The 19,033-nt window shown below is 44.1% G+C and carries 16 protein-coding genes; 14 read left to right on the plus strand and 2 right to left on the minus strand.

Going from position 1 to position 19,033, the window contains the following annotated elements:
• Positions 1-14 precede the first annotated feature (14 nt).
• Positions 15-1,340, minus strand: coding sequence for a BamA/TamA family outer membrane protein (locus AC59GT_RS16900; protein WP_497238711.1), 1,326 nt, complete (start codon positions 1,338-1,340; stop codon positions 15-17).
• A 194-nt stretch (positions 1,341-1,534) separates the two neighbouring features.
• Between AC59GT_RS16900 and AC59GT_RS16905 the strand changes: the two genes are divergently transcribed.
• From AC59GT_RS16905 to AC59GT_RS16915, 3 genes are all read left to right on the plus strand, one after another.
• Positions 1,535-2,512 (plus strand): DUF2167 domain-containing protein, encoded by a 978-nt coding sequence (locus AC59GT_RS16905; RefSeq protein ID WP_497238712.1) that lies wholly within the window; start codon positions 1,535-1,537, stop codon positions 2,510-2,512.
• A gap of 248 nt (positions 2,513-2,760) precedes the next feature.
• Positions 2,761-3,861 (plus strand): SGNH/GDSL hydrolase family protein, encoded by a 1,101-nt coding sequence (locus tag AC59GT_RS16910; protein WP_497238713.1) that lies wholly within the window; start codon positions 2,761-2,763, stop codon positions 3,859-3,861.
• An 834-nt stretch (positions 3,862-4,695) separates the two neighbouring features.
• A complete protein-coding gene (locus tag AC59GT_RS16915; RefSeq protein WP_497238714.1) occupies positions 4,696-5,877 on the plus strand; it encodes an alginate lyase family protein in 1,182 nt (393 codons plus the stop codon).
• Positions 5,878-5,931: 54 nt separating this feature from the next.
• On the opposite strand, the gene AC59GT_RS16920 is transcribed toward AC59GT_RS16915, so the two are convergent.
• Positions 5,932-7,491, minus strand: coding sequence for a M20/M25/M40 family metallo-hydrolase (locus tag AC59GT_RS16920; protein WP_497238715.1), 1,560 nt, complete (start codon positions 7,489-7,491; stop codon positions 5,932-5,934).
• Positions 7,492-7,722: 231 nt separating this feature from the next.
• On the opposite strand from AC59GT_RS16920, the gene AC59GT_RS16925 reads away from it, so the two are divergent.
• From AC59GT_RS16925 to AC59GT_RS16975, 11 genes are all read left to right on the plus strand, one after another.
• Positions 7,723-7,887 carry a hypothetical protein gene (locus tag AC59GT_RS16925; protein WP_497238716.1) on the plus strand — a complete coding sequence of 55 codons (165 nt, stop codon included), beginning with the start codon at positions 7,723-7,725 and terminating at the stop codon, positions 7,885-7,887.
• 149 nt (positions 7,888-8,036) lie between these two features.
• Entirely contained in the window at positions 8,037-8,258 is a 222-nt protein-coding gene (locus tag AC59GT_RS16930) for a hypothetical protein (protein ID WP_497238717.1), read from the plus strand.
• Positions 8,259-8,311: 53 nt separating this feature from the next.
• Entirely contained in the window at positions 8,312-8,443 is a 132-nt protein-coding gene (locus AC59GT_RS16935; RefSeq protein ID WP_497238718.1) for a hypothetical protein, read from the plus strand.
• A 327-nt stretch (positions 8,444-8,770) separates the two neighbouring features.
• Positions 8,771-9,142, plus strand: coding sequence for a hypothetical protein (locus tag AC59GT_RS16940; protein ID WP_497238719.1), 372 nt, complete (start codon positions 8,771-8,773; stop codon positions 9,140-9,142).
• A gap of 181 nt (positions 9,143-9,323) precedes the next feature.
• Positions 9,324-10,409 (plus strand): efflux RND transporter periplasmic adaptor subunit, encoded by a 1,086-nt coding sequence (locus AC59GT_RS16945; protein ID WP_497238720.1) that lies wholly within the window; start codon positions 9,324-9,326, stop codon positions 10,407-10,409.
• 29 nt (positions 10,410-10,438) lie between these two features.
• Complete coding sequence (locus tag AC59GT_RS16950) at positions 10,439-13,609, plus strand: efflux RND transporter permease subunit (RefSeq protein WP_497238721.1); 3,171 nt, start codon at positions 10,439-10,441, stop codon at positions 13,607-13,609.
• Positions 13,602-15,035, plus strand: a complete 1,434-nt coding sequence (locus AC59GT_RS16955) for a TolC family protein (protein WP_497238722.1) — start codon at positions 13,602-13,604, stop codon at positions 15,033-15,035. Before AC59GT_RS16950 ends, AC59GT_RS16955 begins: the two co-directional genes overlap by 8 nt.
• A 228-nt stretch (positions 15,036-15,263) precedes the next feature.
• Positions 15,264-15,668 carry a nuclear transport factor 2 family protein gene (locus AC59GT_RS16960; RefSeq protein ID WP_497238723.1) on the plus strand — a complete coding sequence of 135 codons (405 nt, stop codon included), beginning with the start codon at positions 15,264-15,266 and terminating at the stop codon, positions 15,666-15,668.
• A 133-nt stretch (positions 15,669-15,801) separates the two neighbouring features.
• Complete coding sequence (locus tag AC59GT_RS16965; protein WP_497238724.1) at positions 15,802-16,785, plus strand: helix-turn-helix transcriptional regulator; 984 nt, start codon at positions 15,802-15,804, stop codon at positions 16,783-16,785.
• Positions 16,786-16,881: 96 nt separating this feature from the next.
• Entirely contained in the window at positions 16,882-17,946 is a 1,065-nt protein-coding gene (locus AC59GT_RS16970) for an alkene reductase (RefSeq protein ID WP_497238725.1), read from the plus strand.
• Between the two features lie 27 nt (positions 17,947-17,973).
• The gene (locus AC59GT_RS16975; protein ID WP_497238726.1) at positions 17,974-18,861 is read left to right on the plus strand and encodes an NAD(P)H-binding protein; all 888 of its coding nucleotides are present in this window, start codon (positions 17,974-17,976) and stop codon (positions 18,859-18,861) included.
• Positions 18,862-19,033 lie beyond the last annotated feature (172 nt).

Below are 19,033 nucleotides of genomic sequence, written 5' to 3' on the forward strand. Positions count from 1 at the left end.
GTTACACCGTGGCGTTAGAATGCCTCGTTCAAGCCAAGGAAAAACCCTCTCGAGCCGTATTTACCCCAGGCGTAATCCAGGCACAAGTTAGTACGGGTAGCCTTATTAAACAGCACGCGCAAACCTGCACCGCCGCCAGGCTGCCATACTTCAAACAGATTGGTGCCCAGGTTATCGGCAGCGGTTTGCATGCTGAAGAAGGTCACGCCGCTTAGGAACTTGTTCCTGGTGATAGGGAAACGGTACTCCACCTCACCATCAAAGTATTTGGTGCCTTTGAAGTAGCCTACAGTATAGCCCCTGGCGCTCCTGAAGTTAGGGTCCTTGCCGGAACCCGGTAGTTCAAGTAGAGGCAAATCGCCGCTTAGGAGGTAAGACCCCCAAGCCCAGAAAGCAATAACATGCTCCGGGTGCGACCGGGATAAGCTGATATACTTTCTTAGGTCCACTGTTAATTGTACTGCATCTTTACTGCTGCCCAAAAACGTTTCGTTTACGCGGATGCCCGCATCAGCATAAATGCCCTTATAGGCACGGTTCTGGTTATCACGTGTGGTGTACTGTACGTTGAACAGCATGCCGTTGGCACTGTAACCGTTTCTATTAAAACCATGCTGGTCGCTGTAAACATAATATGGTGTAAGCGCAGTAGGTTCGGATCGCTTGTCTTCAATGTTACGGCGCAGTTCGAATGATAAACCACCGCCAACAAATAGGTGTTCGGCTACTTCCTTATAAACCTTTTCGCTAAAGCGGAAATACAATGCATTAAGCGCATAACCCTTACGGTCGGGATTGGTTAATGCTATAGCCTCCGAACTGCTGAAGTTACCCCGGCCAATGCCGATACCAAAGTCTGGCGTAACGGTTTTTGCAGCCACCAGGCTACCTTGCAGGTTCCATTTGTTACCGTTGGTGAAGACGTTATGCGTTACGTAAAAGTAAATGATGTTTTTGGTAGTGATAGATGCGGATGTTGCCGCTACAGACAGCAGCGTGCTTGGATCGGTACCTAAAACCCTTCCGGCAACTGCTTTTATACCCAGCTGAAAACCTATACTGGGGTTTGATGCAATATTGGGAATCACCGTTATACCGGACGGCTTTTTGGTAGTATCCGGCTTTTTATTGGGATGCAGCAGGTCACGCGCAAGGTCACCAATGTCATACTGCGAGGCAAGCCCCGGATTGGGCGGGTACACCTTTTTATGATTGCGTAAAGAGTCAGCCTTAAGTGAGTCGATAGGAGGGGCCACTTGCGCCTTTACAATGCCGCTACCAGCAAGCGTTGCCAGCAGGATAATGCCCGATAATACGTATTGTTGGATGCTTTTTTGCACGAGATTTCGTTTTGGTAACCACAGGTATAACCACATGTATTTTAAATTGTTTACCATCTAATTGTCAGGAGGCAGGTCCTGTATTGGCAGGCTTTTGTAAATCAATCCCTGGTTTAATCACCCGTCACAATTCAATTACTTAATTTTCTATTAACAGTAAACGTGTTATATTTAGGCTTCACAAACCTTATCACATGAGAATACTTTACTCGCTTATTTTTGCTATTGTTCTGTACACTGCTGCCGCATCAGCTCAGGACAGTACCGAAGTTAAAATTGCGGAGTTCGAAAAATCTTTTAAATACCAGCACGGCACCATTTCTATCGGCAATGGTGTAGCTACAGTTACCGTTCCGCCGGGTTTTAAGTACCTGGATTCGGTACAGGCTCTTAAGATACTTACCGACGTATGGGGAAACCCTAAAACAGACAACATGACCCTCGGCTTTCTGGTGCCGGAAAAGCAGAGTGTATTGCAGCTTGGTGGTTACGTCTTCAACATTCAGTACAACCCTATAGGGTATGTAAAGGATGATGACGCCAACGAGATAGATTACTCCGAACTGCTTACCCAATTACAAAAGGAAACTCTGGAAGAAAACCCCGAACGCGAAAAGGCAGGCTATCCGCCGTTAAGCTTTGTAGGCTGGGCATCCTCGCCGTTTTATGACGGCAAGCGGCATATACTGCATTGGGCAAAAGAAATTAAGTTTGGTAAGGACAGCGTTAATACGCTTAACTACAACGTGCGTGTGTTGGGCCGTAAAGGCGTACTGGTACTTAACGCCATAGCAACCATGAACGAACTGGCTGCTGTTAAGGCAGATGTACCGCATGTGCTTAATGTGGTAAACTTTTCTAAAGGATACAAGTACAGCGACTACGACTCCGGTATTGATGAAGTTGCGGCATGGACTATCGGCGGCCTGGTGGCAGGGAAGATTTTAGCCAAAGTTGGCTTCTTTGCGCTGATACTTAAATTCTGGAAACTGGTGATGATTGGTTTTGTGGCTGTTGGCAGCTTTATTAAAAAACTGTTTACTGGTCGTAGAGCAAAAACGGCTGAACCTGTAGAAGAAAAAGAACCTATTGAAGCCTTTAACCCGGTTGATGAACCTTTAGAAGAAAAAGAACCCGAAGACAAAAAGGACGAAACAAAGGTGCAGGAATGAGGGCTTACCAATTTGTCAGGGTGAGCCTGTCGAACCATTTGCAAAGCGTATAGGTCTTCGACAAGCTCAGAATGACAAGATTGGACAGGTAGTTTATTGTACTGCATCGCAAACCATTCGCAAGGGTTTTAATGGCTGCCCAATTGTACTATTTTAACAAATTATGATTACTGAATTTCAAAATCGCGGCATATTTAATCGGTTTAGTATTATTGTATAAGCATACCAATCATGCTTACTGCCCTAACATGAATTTCAGAAACTTATATCTATCACTTGCGGCTGTTTGCCTCTATACTGCTGCGTTTGCAAACGCTCCTGCAGACACGCTTTATGCTAAAAAGTTGAACCCTTACGGCCGTTATCATTACAATGATAAAAAGCAGTTGGAGCTCATTAGTTCCGCTGTGCATTTTGGGTTTAGTTTTGAAGGTAATAAGTGTGCTCTGTATGTTTCCCTTAACAACGAAAACGGACATGGTTACCTCCAGTATGAACTGGATGGCGTGTACCAAAAGCGTATCCGGGTAGACGGTAGTTCAACCGATCCGCTGATTATTACAGCACCGACTAGTGGCAAACACGAGATATGGATATACAAAGCTACCGAGGCGCATACAGGGGCCATAATTGTTAGCAAGGTAGCTGCAGAAAAGATTAAACCATTGAAGGTGGCAAACGCTCCTCTCATTGAATTTATCGGCAACAGTATCACGTGCGGCGCTGCGGCCGACGCATCTGAATACGCATGCGGCACGGGCGACTACCAGGATCAGCACAACGCTTATATGGCTTATGGTCCGCGTGTTGCACGCGCCCTGCGTGCAAACTTTATACTGAGCAGCGTGAGCGGTATAGGTATGTACCGCAACTGGAATACGCTTAGCCCAACCATGCCACAAGTGTATGAGAAAGCGGATTTCCAGGTAAATAGTACCATTAAGTGGGATTTTAATACCTATAGCCCTAAAGTAGTGAGCATAGCCCTGGGCACAAACGACTTTAGCAGGGGCGACGGTAAATCGCCGCGCAAGCCTTTCGACCCGGAAGCTTTTACAGCGTCTTACGTTAAATTTGTGCACCTGGTTAAAACCAAGTACCCTAAGGCCCGCATAGCATTACTGAGTAGCCCTATGGTTAAAGGTGCAGATGCCAAAATGCTGGAAAGCTGCCTGGCTGCCGTAAAGAAGAAAATTGATGCCGATTACCCGTCAGCCAAGCCGGTGGAGACCTTCTTCTTCCCGCCAATGGAAGGCCGTGGCTGCGGAGGTCACCCCAGTGTAGAAGATCACGGCATTATGGCGGATGAGGCAACGCCTTTTTTCATGAAGATTTTAGGAGAGTGGTAGGCTGTTTTTAGCTAACATAAATATTGAAGACAGGACTATTACACTGCCGTTTGATGGCGCTGTGTACTTGAGCAAGCAGCGAACACTAAAATCACATTTGATGAAGAATATTCTAAAGCAACTAGCCACAATAGTAGGATTTGTTGTAATGATATACTTTCTTTATTGCCTAACACACAAAAAAGATGATTATAAGGAATTCTTGATTGGAGCAAAGTCAATAAAGTTTAGTGGGAAAATAGATACCATATATCGTGACAGTCGCAATCATAATGTGATGATGGTCGTTTAACGTAACTAGTACGAATATAGAATTTGGCCGGAATGGGAACAGTATTTCGAGATTGGGGACTCGATAAGTAAGAGCAGGGATGCGCTAACGGTTAATGTAATCAAAGTGAACAAAAACGAATTACCTTAATTTACAAAGAATTAACAAGGCTCCGGATTTTAAATGATCTAAAGAGGTAATCCTTTACCGAGCATCTGTGTTCGTGTATCCCCGCTGGCTTCGCTGGCGCAAGTATGAGCGGTGACCAAGCATTGTGTACTTGTGCCCCTCTAGCTAACCAGCGTGCATTTTCATAATTGTAAGCTGCTGATTATTTGCGCGCCAAACGTATCAGCCAAAATATTTCAAAAATTTGCTATAACGATGTAGTTGGCTTACGGGCTAATTTCAGCTAAATGTTTTGCCTTGCGCAGCAGGCGTATCAACGCATTTGGCCGTTTGTAAACTGCTGGTTTTTCTTCCAAGCTTTGTATTGTACGGTTTGCATACGGTTTTGCCAATTCACCGGCGCCTGCTGTACTTAAACCAATAATACCTATTTTATGAACACAAAAAAACTAAAGCTTTTGCTATGCTCGCTTATGGGCATTGCAGTTGCCGCCGCAATGGTACAGTGTACCAAAAGCGAAGCGGTATCCAACAACATTAAACCCGACAAACTTGCTGTTGCGGCGCAGCCTGCTGCTGCACTGGCCACTACATTTGTGCACCCGGGTCTCCTAAACACGCAGGCCAGCCTCACACAGATTGCCAGCGAGGCGAACGCCAATAATGCCGAACGCCTTGCCGCTTACCAAAAAGTGCTTGATTATTGCAACAGCCATAGCCCCAGCAATGGTTATAAGGCAACTATATCGGTAGCTTCCAGCGCGGGCACTACAGACGAAACTAACTTTAAAGGCGATGCCCTGCTGTCGTACGCGCTTGCACTGCGCTGGGCAAAAACGGGCGATAACAACTATGCGGTTACCGTTAAGCAAATTTTAGATGGCTGGGCCAACGTTTTCCAGGGAATTGTAGTTACCGGCAGCAACCCTAACCCTAACCAGGGCGCGCTTGAAGCTGCCTGGGCAGCGCCTACCTTTGCCGCTGCTGCAGAAATTATTAAGCATTTTAAACTGCCCAACGGCCAAACCGGCGGGTGGACAACCGCTGAGGATAACCAGTTTAAAAGCTTTTTGAACAAGCTTAAGGATAACTATATAAACAACACACCAAATTACCATAACAACTGGGTGGTATCTCAGGGGTATGCTAAAATGGCCATCGGTATTTTTGAGGACAGCCAGGCGGTGTATGATAATGGTTTAGCGCTGATTAAAACAGTTATACCGGAGATTATAGCAACAGACGGATCTATGAACGGGGAGATATGCGGCCACAGTGATTATACGCACTTTCAATACTCGCTTACCGGCATCACTTACGCGGCTAACCTGGCTGCCATGCAGTTTAACGATATTTCGGTTTACACGGCATCAAACAGCCGTTTACTGGCCGGCTACAATTATCAGTACAAACTGATCAAGGGCACGGTATCGCCGGGTTGCAACGTTAACGGTTCGCCGTCGAGCCCGATATGGCCGGGCATAGAGATTGCCGACCGCCGCTACCATACAACCGAGACCAGCTTTATACGCAACATTAGTCCGCCATACGGTTTACCCGGCGGCGATGTAGGCTTCCTTGGATGGACATCCTACACCCATCACAACGTTTACTAACAACAAGAGGGCTACCCTATTACGGCAGCCCTCTTGTTTTTCCAATTGGTGTGCTTACAAGCCGTCAAATACAAAAACTTCTTTCTTTAGCGGTTTACGCGGCAGCATAGCAGGGCGGATGCTGGTTTGGTAAACAAACGATGCTACAATCACAGCAGCTTGTTTAAGGTCAGGCATGCTCAGGTGGTCATAATCGTCCAGGTTGCTGTGATGAGTGCGGGTCTCATAGTCCAGCTCGTCCTGTACAAACTGGAAGCCCGGTATTCCGGCCCAATCAAAACTCTGATGATCGGTAGAACCTGTGTTGCTCATCGTCACCGTTGTAGCGCCGAGATCATGAAATGGCTTAAACCACTCTTTAAAAATTGCGGCGGCAGCAGTATTTCCCTGCGCGTAAATACCCCTTACTTTGCCGGTACCGTTATCCAGGTTAAAGTATGCGGATATTTTGCCCTGTTCTGGCTTGGGGGTAAAGGTGCGCGCATCTATAAAGTGGTTTTTAACATAGTTGTAAGAGCCATACAGCCCTTGTTCCTCACCGCCCCACAGCGCAATGCGAATGGTACGTTTTGGTTTAATGCCCAGCGAATCCAGCAGGCGCGCGGCCTCCAGCATTACTATACATCCCGCCGCATTGTCGGTAGCGCCTGTAGCGCCAGACCACGAGTCGAGGTGGCCGCCAAGCATCACTACCTGTGCTTTAAGTTTAGGGTCGGTACCCGGTATCTCACCAATTACGTTATAACCTTTGGTATCGCTGGTAGATGTAGTGCCTTGCAGGTTTATGGCTATCTCTACTTTTTGTCCTGATGCTATGAGCCGTTTTATCTTTTGTGCATCCTCAAGGGACATGTCTACCTGCGGAATGGTTTCAGGGTCGGTAACCTTGTGGCCATACTGCGATTGAACAAACACGGTACCATTGATATTTCTTCTGCCGCCGGAGATAAGCGCAAGTACACCTGCTTTTTTAAGTATCAGGTCTATTTTACGGAACATGGCCATATAGTTGAAAGCGCCTTCAATTTCTTTCCGGCTTACGAGGTAAGAATCTTTAAGATTAGCCAGGGAGGTGTCTGCCAGCCGGGTAGCTGTTGGTTTAAAATTTCCTTCTCCATTGTAAGGGCCGCCGGTTATCAAGAGGATTTTACCTTTAAATTCTGCAGCGTGTCCGGCAAGATAGGTGGTATCTATAGATTGCTGAGGCGCTAGTATTACCACACTGCCACGCTGCATACCATTTGTATTTGCACTCCATGGCACGGGGTAAGCGCGGAGTTGTGCTGAGTAAGGCGCAGTCATGCTGATGCTGAAGTCGTTAATCTCCCACTGCTTGCCAAACTCGCCCCAGGGCTCCAGCGTGGCGTTGGTCAATCCCCATTTTTTCATGGTAGCTACAGCCCATTCGGCGGCGCGTTTATAGCCGGGCGAGTTGGTTAGCCTCGGGCCGGATACATCCGTAAGATAATGTGCGATTTGCGGTATTTGTGAGCTGTTCATCTCCGCGTTACGGATACGACGGAACACTGCAGTATCAGGGTTTTCCTGTTGTGCCATTGTAATTGTACTGCAGGCGGCAAGTGCCAGGCCAGTGAGGATTAGGTTTAGTTTCATTATATGGTAAGTGTCTGGTTTTTATAAAGATAGATAATGTATTTAAAAACAAAAGAAGAAATACAACGCAATACAATTGGTGAATGGAAGGTAGGTCGGTGAACTGTACAGAAGTTTGAACACTACATCTTTTAAGCTAATTTAACAAACTAAAATCGCTGTACTACAGGTAATTGTAAAGTTTTGGAGTGTTGGTGGCTGTTTTGGCACAGCTTTAGTTATGAACATAATATGAAAGTAGTACACTTAAACGCTGGTACACCAGTTAAAACCACCACCAACGCTATTGTAGATCTGTTTACTAAACAAAAGATCACCCTTAAAACAATTCACGAGCGATTGGTAGCTGCTGCTTCAGGAACTCAGACAACGCAATTTACAGGCTTCATTGCCTGATCTACATATATACCTATGAAAACAGAAGAGTCTTTGTTTGAAGGCTCTTTTTTTACGGTTTTTTTTTCGAGTAGATAATCAGGAAAAAACCTTACCAATTAAAACTTAATTGCAGGTGATTAGCTTAATAAAGTAAGCAACAACAGATCATGATAAAGAACAAGCAAACAGAAAGCGATGAGCCGCTACTTGCCGGTGAAGAGCAGGAGAGTGGGGTCGACAAGGATAGCTTAAGCCAGGAAGATATTAAGAACGGGGTTAATACTTTTAAGGAAAGTAACCAACCACATGCCGCGCTGGAAACACCCGAGGGGAAGAACAACGGTGCTAAGCCTGCTGCTTACGACCATCAGAAAACATACCATCCATAAGTTCGGTTCAACTTAATAGTACGGTTATAAAAGATAACAAAGAAACCAAGACCATGCAGCCTTCTCCGCCGCACACCAAACAGGGCGGTAGCCGTAAGAAGAAGGTCAGCACATCTGCCAACGAAAGCAACCGCCGCGCTGATCAAAAGAACAGCCAGCATAACGCTACCGACACAGGTCACTAACCAGTATTCTTCCCAAAAGTCAGGAAAGTTTTTGGGTTCTCAAAAGCACGTTAAAAACGAGTATTTTGCTGATTTTAGCGAACTGAATCTCAAGTGTGTTTTCTACGCGAATTTAGCGGATAAAAAAATGTGGTTTTTGCAGATTTTTGCTCATAAAAAAACTGTTGGCGGGGCTTATCTGGTAACTTTTGGACAATTCAATATCGTCATTTTATTTGAATAATGTGGTGACACAACCTTGTCAGTTCATCCGAAAGACAGGTGACTGTAAATAATACATTTTATATTTTTAAGAACGATTAATCGTGCTATTTTTGCGGAAGATACATGAGGTTCGTTTTCATCCTTTTATTGTCACTGTGCCACCTTATTACAAAGGCTCATGATCATACCGGCGGGGCTAAAAATAGTCGCCTGGTAAGCCATTCTCTTTTCAGTGGTGAAAGTCACCAAGATATTTATATTCAGTCAGGTATCGAAAGCGATCAGAATGATCTTGTCGTTGTTATAGACGATGACGATAATGATACTGTATCTGCCAGGAAGTATGTATTACTGGTAAAATCGCCAATAGTTCAATACTATTTACAGCTTTTCTCGGGTTTTTTTCAAGACCCAGGTAAAAATCAGTTTAGCTATTCCGGATCGTTAATTACGTTCACAGACAGGTATATAACCCAACGGGTTTTAAGGATCTGAAGCACTCCCGCGCATCAGATTTGCACGAGGTACAATGTTATTTGTGCCGTTGAGTGCGTCAAAGCAACAATTTTTAGATAACAAACCGGTTACCTGTTGCTACTGCTTTTACGCAGCTGATGCTTTTAACTTCTACAACCGCTTTGTTGCCAGCCATCAAATTTAATTTTTTTAATATACCATGAATAGGAATGTGATGTTCATTGCCCTGTGTGTTCTTTTATATACCACAGGCTGTAACTCGAACAAGGAAGAAAAAACGGAAGAAACTGCCACTTACACGGCAACTAGTCCTTTAAAAATTGATACATCCTATACCAAGGAGTATGTATCGCAGATAAAATCTGTGCGTAACATTGAAGTACGGGCACAGGAGAAAGGATATCTTCAAAAAATCTATGTGGATGAAGGTCAGTTTGTCAAAGCGGGCCAGCCACTTTTCAGAATAATGCCTCAAGCTTTCGAAGCCGAATTACAGAAAGCTGAAGCTGAAACGCGTTCTGCGGAAATCGAACTGCAAAACACCAAAACGCTGGCAGACAAAAATATCGTATCAAAAAACGAGTATCTGTTAGGTCAGGCAAAGCTTGATCAGGCCAAGGCAGAACGTGCGCTCGCTAAAATGCACCTTGCATTTACTGAGATAAAAGCGCCTTTTAATGGCATAATAGACCGTATTCCATTAAAACTGGGGAGCCTTGTAGACGAAGGTGCACTGTTAACCAGCTTATCTGATAACAATCAGATGTTTGCGTATTTTAATGTATCAGAACCTGAGTATTTGAACTACCAAACAGATGTTAAAGACAGAGGCAACAGCCAGGTAAGCCTGTTACTTGCAAACGGTCAGCCATTTAAATACAAAGGTGATGTTGAGACCGTAGAAAGTGAATTTAACAGTGAAACAGGCAATATTGCTTTCAGGGCCAGATTTAATAACCCGGAAAAACTGCTTAGGAATGGCGAAACGGGCAAAGTATTAATGACGGTTCCTTTTAAAAATGCCTTGGTTATTCCACAGAAAGCCACTTATGAAGTGCAGGATAAAACTTACGTGTTTGTAATTGATGATAAAAACGTGGTTAGATCAACCAATATTGAGATAGGTGCCCGTATGCCTGACCTGTATGTTGTTCAAAGCGGAATATCTGCTCGTGACAAAATTCTGCTTGATGGCGTGCAAAAGGTGCGTGATAATGATAAAATCAAGTACAAATTCCAGAAGCCCGAAGAGGTTATCTCTCAATTGAAATTAAAAGCGGAATAATCACACTCAATTCTTAATCAAGTAATTAGATGTTTAATAAATTTATTCAAAGGCCGGTTCTGTCGATAGTAATATCGCTCATGATCGTCTTTTTAGGGGTGCTTGCTATCACAACGCTGCCGGTAACGCAGTTCCCATCCATTTCTCCGCCAAAGGTTAACGTTACCGCCGATTACCCTGGAGCCAACGGCGAGCTGATGATCAAATCAGTAGTAATTCCGCTCGAAAGAGCTCTGAACGGTGTGCCGGGTATGAAGTACATGACGTCAGATGCAGGCAACGATGGTGAAGCATCTGTACAAATCATATTCAACCTTGGTACCGACCCTAATCAGGCAGCACTGAACGTGCAGAACCGTGTAGCATCTGTTGTAAACAAATTACCACCGTTGGTAGTACGCGAAGGGGTGAAGATCACCCGTGAGGAGTCTAACATGCTTATGTATGTTAACCTTTACAGTAAGGATAAAACAATGGATCAGAAGTTCTTATACAACTTCTCGGAGATCAATATCCTATCTGAATTAAAAAGGGTAAACGGTGTAGGCTTTGCAGATATTTTGGGTAACAGGGATTACGCCATGAGGATATGGCTGAAACCGGATCGTATGCTGGCCTATAAAATTTCGGCAGACGAGGTAATGGAGGCGCTGGCTGCACAAAGCTTAGAAGCATCGCCGGGTAAAACCGGCGAAAGCTCGGGCAAGAGGTCACAAACTTTTGAGTACGTTCTCAAATATTCCGGCAGGTTTACTACTAAGGAACAGTACGAAAATGTTGGCTTAAGGGCTAATGCTAACGGCGAAATACTACGATTGAAAGATGTAGCTGATATTGAATTTGGCAGCTCCATGTACGATATCTATTCTAACCTGAATGGCAGGTCATCAGCAGCGATTGTATTAAAACAGTCCTACGGGAGCAATGCCAGCCAGGTTATTAAAGACGTTAAGGCCAAAATGGAGGAGATCAAAAAAACATCTTTCCCGAAAGGTGTAGATTACGAGATCAGCTATGACGTTTCGAAATTTTTGGATGCCTCGATAGAGAAGGTAATTCACACCCTGGTGGAAGCCTTTATATTGGTGGGGCTTGTAGTATTCCTGTTCTTGGGCGACTGGCGTTCCACAATAATTCCAGCCATGGCCGTTCCTGTCTCTTTAATAGGCACGTTTGTTTTCATGCAGTTCTTCGGTATTACACTCAACTTAATCACTCTTTTTGCGTTGGTACTGGCCATTGGTGTTGTTGTGGATGACGCCATTGTGGTGATTGAAGCCGTACACGCTAAAATGGAAGAGGAACATCTTTCGCCGTTGAATGCAACCAAAAAAGCAATGCATGAGATAGCCGGAGCTATTATAGCTATCACATTTTTAATGGCAGCGGTATTTGTGCCTGTAGCGTTCATGTCTGGTCCGGTAGGTATTTTCTACCGGCAGTTCTCTATTACTATGGCGACAGCCATTGTATTATCGGGTATTGTAGCGCTCACGTTAACGCCTGCGTTATGCGCTATGATCCTAAAGAACAATCACGGCAAGCCACGAAAGAAGACGCCTGTAAACATGTTTTTAGATGGCTTCAATAACAGATTCAACAAAACTCAGGATAAATATCAAAGTCTTCTGGGGCGTATTGTAAGCCGCAGATCGGTGACTTTTGTTAGCCTTATTGTTTTTTGTGCGGGCATTTATTTATTAAACAATACAGTTCCGACAGGTTTTATCCCGAATGAAGACCAAGGGATGTTTTATGCTATTATACAAACGCCGCCCGGTTCCTCACTGGAACGCACTAACGATATCGCTTTAAAGCTGCAAAAAGTTGCCGAAACAGTTGATGGTGTGCAATCAGTATCTGCATTAGCAGGTTATGAGATACTTACAGAAGGTACCGGATCTAACTCTGGCACGTGTTTAATTAACCTGAAGGATTGGGATCAACGCAAGCACTCCGTACAGGAAATTATAAACGAATTGGAGGAGAAGTCTAAAGATATACCAGGAGCAAACATCGAATTCTTTCAGCCGCCTGCTGTACCGGGTTATGGTGCTGCGGGTGGTTTTGAGTTGCGTTTACTTGATAAAGCTGGGTCGGGTGATTACAAGCTGATGGAAACTGTAAACAACGACTTTGTAAAAGAGCTGAGCAAACGCAAGGAGCTTTCGTCGGTATTTAGTTTTTACAGCGCCAGTTTCCCACAGTATATGTTAAAGATCGATAATGATCTGGCCTTACAAAAAGGAGTAACTGTTGATAATGCAATGAATACCCTTTCTACACTGGTGGGTAGTAATTACGAGATCAGTTTCATCAAATTCGGCATTAATTATAAGGTTATTGTGCAATCAGGCCCAGAGTACCGTGCACAGCCAGACGACATTTTAAAGCTGTATGTGAAAAACAACCGTGACGAAATGGTGCCTTACTCTGATTTCATGAAGTTGGAGAAAGTTTATGGCCTTTCGGAAATCACACGGCATAACATGTATAACTCGTCTGAGATTAGCGGTTCTGCCGCACCCGGATACAGTAGCGGAACAGCAATTAAAGTTATCCAGGAAGTAGCAGAGAAAACCTTGCCGCGCGGCTTCGGTATTGGTTGGGCAGGTATCTCTGCAGATGAGGTTGCCCAGGGTAACCAGGCGGTGTACATCTTTTTAATTTGTTTGGGCTTTGTTTATCTCATTCTTGCCGCGCAATACGAAAGCTTTATACTGCCGCTATCGGTAATCATCTCTTTACCCGCGGGTATTTTCGGCGCCTTTCTGTTGCTAAAACTAACCGGGCTGGAAAATAACATATATGCGCAGGTGGCCATGGTAATGCTCATCGGTCTGTTAGGTAAAAATGCTGTATTGATAGTAGAGTTCGCTGTACAGCGCCATGCTGCAGGTAGGTCTGTATTAGAGGCAGCAATGGAGGGCTCCAAAGCCAGGTTCCGCCCAATTCTGATGACATCTTTCGCATTTATTGCTGGCTTAATACCACTGGTAATTGCTTCCGGACCTGGTAAGGTAGGAAACAGAACCATTGGTACAGCCGCTGCGGGCGGTATGCTTTTGGGTACCATCTGCGGTGTATTTGTTATACCGGGTTTGTACTACATATTCGGCACTATAGCAGAAAAAAGCAGGCTTGCTAAGTATGAAGATGAAAATCCGTTTACCGAAGAAATAGACAATAATCATGTATAATCTAAATAAATATAAAGGTTTTGTTGTACTGGCGATCTGCCTGGGAATTGCCAGCTGCAAAGTACCTGCAATTACGCAGGTAGGTGAAAATAAGCCTCTGCCTGGAATGTACGGTAACAGCGCAGACACTACCAATATTGCCGCTATGCAATGGCGCAATTTTTTTACAGATGCTAATTTGGTAAGCCTGATAGATACTGCCTTAAAGAATAACCAGGAATTGATGACCACTCTGCAGGAGATACAAATTGCCAGAAACGATATCGGCATCAGGCAAGGCCAGCTATCGCCGACAGTTGGTTTAAGGGCAGGGGCAGGGCTGGAGAAAACAGGACGTTATACCAGCCAGGGAGCAGGCGATGCATCTACGGATATTACACCAGGGCAGGAAGTGCCTGACCCATTAGCCGACTATACAGTTGCCGCTTATGCTGATTGGGAGATAGATATCTGGAAGAAGCTGCACAATGCGAAAAAGGCAGCCATAACGCGGTACCTGTCCTCAGTGGAGGGTAGAAATTTTGTAGTTACCAATCTGATCAGTGAGATTGCCAACGCTTACTACGAACTGCAATCGTTAGATTGCCAGCTGGCAATTGTACGCCAAAGCATCCAGTTACAAAAGAATGCACTTGAGATTGTAAAGGTGCAAAAGGATGCAGCCAGGGTTACCGAATTGGCTGTACAGAAATTTCAGGCAGAAGTATTAAGTTCACAAGGACTTGAATTTGAAACCCTGCAGAAAATAAGGGAGACAGAAAATGATCTTAACTTATTACTCGGGCGTTATCCGCAGGAAATAAAACGAGACACAAGCAATTTCTTAACGCTCACACCCGCAGCTGTTTATACAGGTATTCCGTCGCAATTGCTGGCGAACAGGCCAGATGTTAAAAGGGCGGAGCTTGACTTGATAGCCGCTAAGCTGGATGTGAAGGTTGCCCGGGCCGAGTTTTACCCGTCATTTAGTATCTCCGCTGCGTTGGGTTTTCAGGCTTTTAAGCCAAGCTACCTGTTTAAGTACCCGGGATCGCTGCTTTACTCTATAGCTGGAGACATTGCCGCGCCTCTTGTAAACAGGGCTGGTATAAAAGCTGAGTTTAACAGTGCTAACGCACGTCAGCTGCAGGCCATGTATAATTATCAGAAGGTAATTTTGAACGCCTACATAGAAGTTAACACCCAACTGTACGCTATAGATAACCTAGACAAACGTTATACCCTGAAAACAAAAGAGGCTGATGCTTTGACAAAATCAGTAGAAATTTCCAATGCATTGTTTAAATCTGCCCGTGCTGATTACTTTGAGGTATTGATGACCCAGAGAGATGCACTCGCGACAAAACTAGAACTAGTGGAAACTAAAAAAGCGCAGCTTACTGCTGTAAACACTATTTACCGCAACCTCGGCGGCGGCTGGAGATAAACTACGTTTTTAGGAAACCAGAGTCGATAATATTATATCCCTACTTAGGCCTAATTAGCTATTATAGCTAGTTAGGCTTTGTTTTTTAACAGCGGTGTATTTTCCGCATTGGATGTCATACTAGTTGATATAAATCAATTTATTTCTTATGATACGTCAATGTGCGGGTTAGTCAAACATTCCACTTTTGTGGAGTTAACAATAACATAAAAATATAAAAATAAAGTCATGAAAACCGCAAAAGAATTATTACTGGATTATTTAGAAAATATAGGCAATCCAGATTTTCAGATCGAACTCTTCGCCAATGATGCTGTATTTGAATTACCTTACCTGGCAAGCCTGGGGATACCAGCGCGTTGGGAAGGACGCGAAGCATTGTACAACTTTTTAAGCAACTTGCCAAAAACTTTCCCAGGCTTCAAGTTTAAAAACATCCAAATTCATATAGACACTCCTGACCAGGCTTTTGGTGAATACGAAGCTACCGCTACAATTGCTTCCAACGGAAAAGAATATGCTCAACACTATATGGGGCGTGTAGTTGCCGAGAACGGAAAAATTAAACTGATCCGTGAGGCACTTAACATGGTTTCAGTTATAAGGGATATTAGAGGAATCTCCCTTAACTAACCTTTAAATACCCGTAAAGACCTCAGGCGGTAAGTAGCCTGGGGTTTTATGTTCCTCTTTTTAATTCCAAATCAAAGTGCATGTGAGAAATACTTAATATGCTTAGTTTTGGTGATCAGCACGTCATCAATTAATGATCTTCAGTTTTAACTCAACACCCGGGTTTGATTTCATGACCTATTTTGCCCGGCACATCGGTGCAATAATAGATAATGATCTGCTGGTCATTCCCGACCACATTGGTACCGGATATATTCGAAAGTTGTCTTTCAGCGCAGAATTCAAGATCACCATGCACCATTACGTGCTAAAAGAGGACCTGATTATCAAACGCAATAGCTCCGGCTTAGGAAATGAACTGATTACAATCTTTTTTTACAGTAATGAGCAAACGCTCGGGATAGCGTTTGACAATAACCCAGATATTCAGTTTTCCGAACGGGATGAATCCGCAATCCAGGTTACCTCTAACAACCTGAACTCAACCATTCGTTTCCCGGCTGGGCACATCATAAGGTATGCTGTGATCGCCATTATGCCAACTTATTTAAAAAACCTGCTAGCCCTAAATAAACTTAACTCTACGCTTGAAACAATAACCAGCCCGGGTAGTACATTCCTCTTTTTCGAGAACATGACGGCAGAGGCTAAGTTGCTGCTCAAAAATTTAAGTGCAGTGGATATGAGCGACGGGTTAAGCCAGTTCTACATGCAAATTAAAGTACAGGAGCTGCTTTACCTGCTTTTTCATAAGCTGTCCAAACGCGAAAGTTTACAGCACCAGAGTATCAACAGTTCGGATGTGGCCAGGCTTCTGCATATCCGAAATGAAATTATTAGTGACTTAGGCACTCCTCCGGTCCTGGCCGAACTGGCACAAATTGCCACCATGAGCGAAACCAAACTTAAACAACTCTTTAAGCAGGCCTTTGGCGATACTATTTACAATTACTATCAACGTGCCCGGATGGAGGAAGCTGCTTTTCTTTTAAAGCAAGGTAAACGATCGGTTGCTGAAGTTGGATATGAGCTGGGCTTTACAAACCTTAGTCACTTTAGCAGGCTCTTCCAAAAACATTACGGATTTGCCCCTAAGCGGTTTTCGTCGCAAACTTGATTAACTCGCCGTATCGGACTGATTTTATATCTTATTCAGCTATTATTAGCTTAGTATAAGGTGCAATTTTGCTTTGTAAATAAAAACAAAAGCAAAATGAAAAAATTATTTGAGCCTTATAATAAAGCTTCTCTTCAGTTGAAGAACCATGTAGTGATGGCTCCCATGACCAGAAGCCGTGCCATTGGCAATGTGCCTAACGCTATGATGGCCACCTACTACAAACAGCGTTCAGGTGCCGGACTGATCATTACCGAAGGTACTTCACCCAGTCCCGAAGGTTTAGGCTATCCCCGCATACCGGGCATTTTTACAGATGCCCAGATAAAAGGTTGGAAATTAATTACCGATGCCGTTCACGATAGAGGTTCCAGGATATTTCTGCAACTGATGCATACCGGCAGAATAGCGCACAGTTCTAACTTGCCGGAGGGCCACCACGTTGTAGGAATGTCAGCCATAAAAGCAACTGGCGAAATCTATACAGATGCCGGCATGTTTGAATACTCAGCTCCAAAAGCCTTAGATGAAAGTGGCATAGCTCGTATCGTACAAGATCATATCAAGGCGGCCGAAAATGCTGTTGCCGCCGGCTTTGACGGTGTTGAATTGCACGGAGCACACGGGTATCTGCTCGAGCAATCCTTAAATCCGCACATAAATAACCGTAAAGATAATTATGGCGGATCCATAGAGAACCGCAGCAGGCTGATACTCGAAATTGTGCAAAAAATAGCAGCTTCTATAGGAGCAGATAAGATTGGCTTGCGCATATCACCGTTTCTAACCTCTAACGATATGCCTGCCTACGAAGAAGCTGAAGTTCATGGAACCTACATTCACCTTGCTGAGCAAGTAAACCAGTTGGGTATTGCATACCTGCATATATCAAACAATCCGGGCATTCCCGAAAAAACCCATCAGGATATTCGTAAGTCCTTCGTCAACACCATTATCTATTGTAATGGATTTACGGCAGAAACGGCCGAGGCCAAATTACAGGATGGGTCCGCGGATCTTGTCGCTTTTGGCAGAAGCTTTTTAGCTAATCCTGATTTTATGAGGAGGATTGAAAAAAACGCCCCCCTGAACCAGCTAGACTATGATACACTTTATACTCCCGGTGACGAAGGATACACGGATTATCCTGAATTAAACTAATTATCAACTCCTTAAAAAACATATAAAATGAAAATTACAACAACAGGCTCATTAGGAAATGTAGCCAAACCATTAGTTAAAAAATTGATAGCAGCCGGTCACCAAGTAACCGTGATCAGCACGAAAGACGACCGAAAAGACGAAATTGAGGAATTAGGCGCAAAGGCCGCAGTCGGCTCTATCAGCGACGAAACATTTCTAACTGAAGTTTTCCATGGTGCAGACGCCGTGTATACCATGATGCCACCATCAATGGGGCCGGGTAACATGATAGAGAACATTGCCAAGGCCGGACATGCTTATGCAAATGCTATTAAGGCTGCAAGTGTAACACGCGTAGTAATGCTAAGCAGCATTGGTGCAGACGCTAGTCAAGGTACGGGGCCAATACAAGGTGTACATCGCGTTGAACGTATATTGCAAGGCTTAGATGGTGTAAATGTTACTGTTTTAAGGGCCGGATTCTTCTATATCAATTTTTTGAGAGATATACCTCTGCTCAAAAGCCAAGACATATTCGGCAATAATTATAACGGTGACGACCGGTTGGCGCTTACACATCCCGAGGATCTATCCACGGCTTTAGCGCAAGAGTTACAAGCTAAAGGAAACAGCTTTGAAGTAAAGTATGTAGTAAGTGATATTTCGACAGGAGCAGAATTAGCCGCAGTATTTGGTCAAGCTATCAATAAGCCAGAATTAGTTTGGACAAATATCCCTGATGAACAATTAACACAGGGCATGCTTGCCGGAGGATTACCCGAGGAACTGGTCGGCCTTATTGTTGAAATGGGACGGGGTGTAAGGGCCGGTATAATCACCAGGGACTTTTTTGCCAGCGGAGCAAAGGTGATTGGACAGACCAAACTGGAAAACTTTGCAGAAGAGTTCAAAGTGGCCTATTTGCGCAGTTAAGTAGCTGATTTATATCAACAATGCATCAGGAAAAGCAAATATTTGGTTGTTTGATGCCGAAATCTGCTTGTTGAAGTCCAACAAGTTTAAGTGTAAAGTAACCTGCTAATAAAGTGGCTATAAATAGGTGAGCAAATGACACCAAGATGTAACAAAAAACCCCTCAAACGTA

The organism is Mucilaginibacter sp. 320_HR (assembly GCF_059691875.1).

Bases quoted from the DNA above. Each gene is read 5' to 3' on its own strand.
- AC59GT_RS16905 (WP_497238712.1), top strand. From the start codon at position 1,535: ATGAGAATACTTTACTCGCTTATTTTTGCTATTGTTCTGTACACTGCT.
- AC59GT_RS16950 (WP_497238721.1), top strand. From the start codon at position 10,439: ATGTTTAATAAATTTATTCAAAGGCCGGTTCTGTCGATAGTAATATCG.
- AC59GT_RS16920 (WP_497238715.1), bottom strand. From the start codon at position 7,491: ATGAAACTAAACCTAATCCTCACTGGCCTGGCACTTGCCGCCTGCAGT.
- AC59GT_RS16915 (WP_497238714.1), top strand. From the start codon at position 4,696: ATGAACACAAAAAAACTAAAGCTTTTGCTATGCTCGCTTATGGGCATT.
- AC59GT_RS16925 (WP_497238716.1), top strand. From the start codon at position 7,723: ATGAAAGTAGTACACTTAAACGCTGGTACACCAGTTAAAACCACCACC.
- AC59GT_RS16935 (WP_497238718.1), top strand. From the start codon at position 8,312: ATGCAGCCTTCTCCGCCGCACACCAAACAGGGCGGTAGCCGTAAGAAG.
- AC59GT_RS16960 (WP_497238723.1), top strand. From the start codon at position 15,264: ATGAAAACCGCAAAAGAATTATTACTGGATTATTTAGAAAATATAGGC.
- AC59GT_RS16910 (WP_497238713.1), top strand. From the start codon at position 2,761: ATGAATTTCAGAAACTTATATCTATCACTTGCGGCTGTTTGCCTCTAT.
- AC59GT_RS16940 (WP_497238719.1), top strand. From the start codon at position 8,771: ATGAGGTTCGTTTTCATCCTTTTATTGTCACTGTGCCACCTTATTACA.
- AC59GT_RS16930 (WP_497238717.1), top strand. From the start codon at position 8,037: ATGATAAAGAACAAGCAAACAGAAAGCGATGAGCCGCTACTTGCCGGT.
- AC59GT_RS16945 (WP_497238720.1), top strand. From the start codon at position 9,324: ATGAATAGGAATGTGATGTTCATTGCCCTGTGTGTTCTTTTATATACC.
- AC59GT_RS16965 (WP_497238724.1), top strand. From the start codon at position 15,802: ATGATCTTCAGTTTTAACTCAACACCCGGGTTTGATTTCATGACCTAT.
- AC59GT_RS16970 (WP_497238725.1), top strand. From the start codon at position 16,882: ATGAAAAAATTATTTGAGCCTTATAATAAAGCTTCTCTTCAGTTGAAG.
- AC59GT_RS16955 (WP_497238722.1), top strand. From the start codon at position 13,602: ATGTATAATCTAAATAAATATAAAGGTTTTGTTGTACTGGCGATCTGC.
- AC59GT_RS16975 (WP_497238726.1), top strand. From the start codon at position 17,974: ATGAAAATTACAACAACAGGCTCATTAGGAAATGTAGCCAAACCATTA.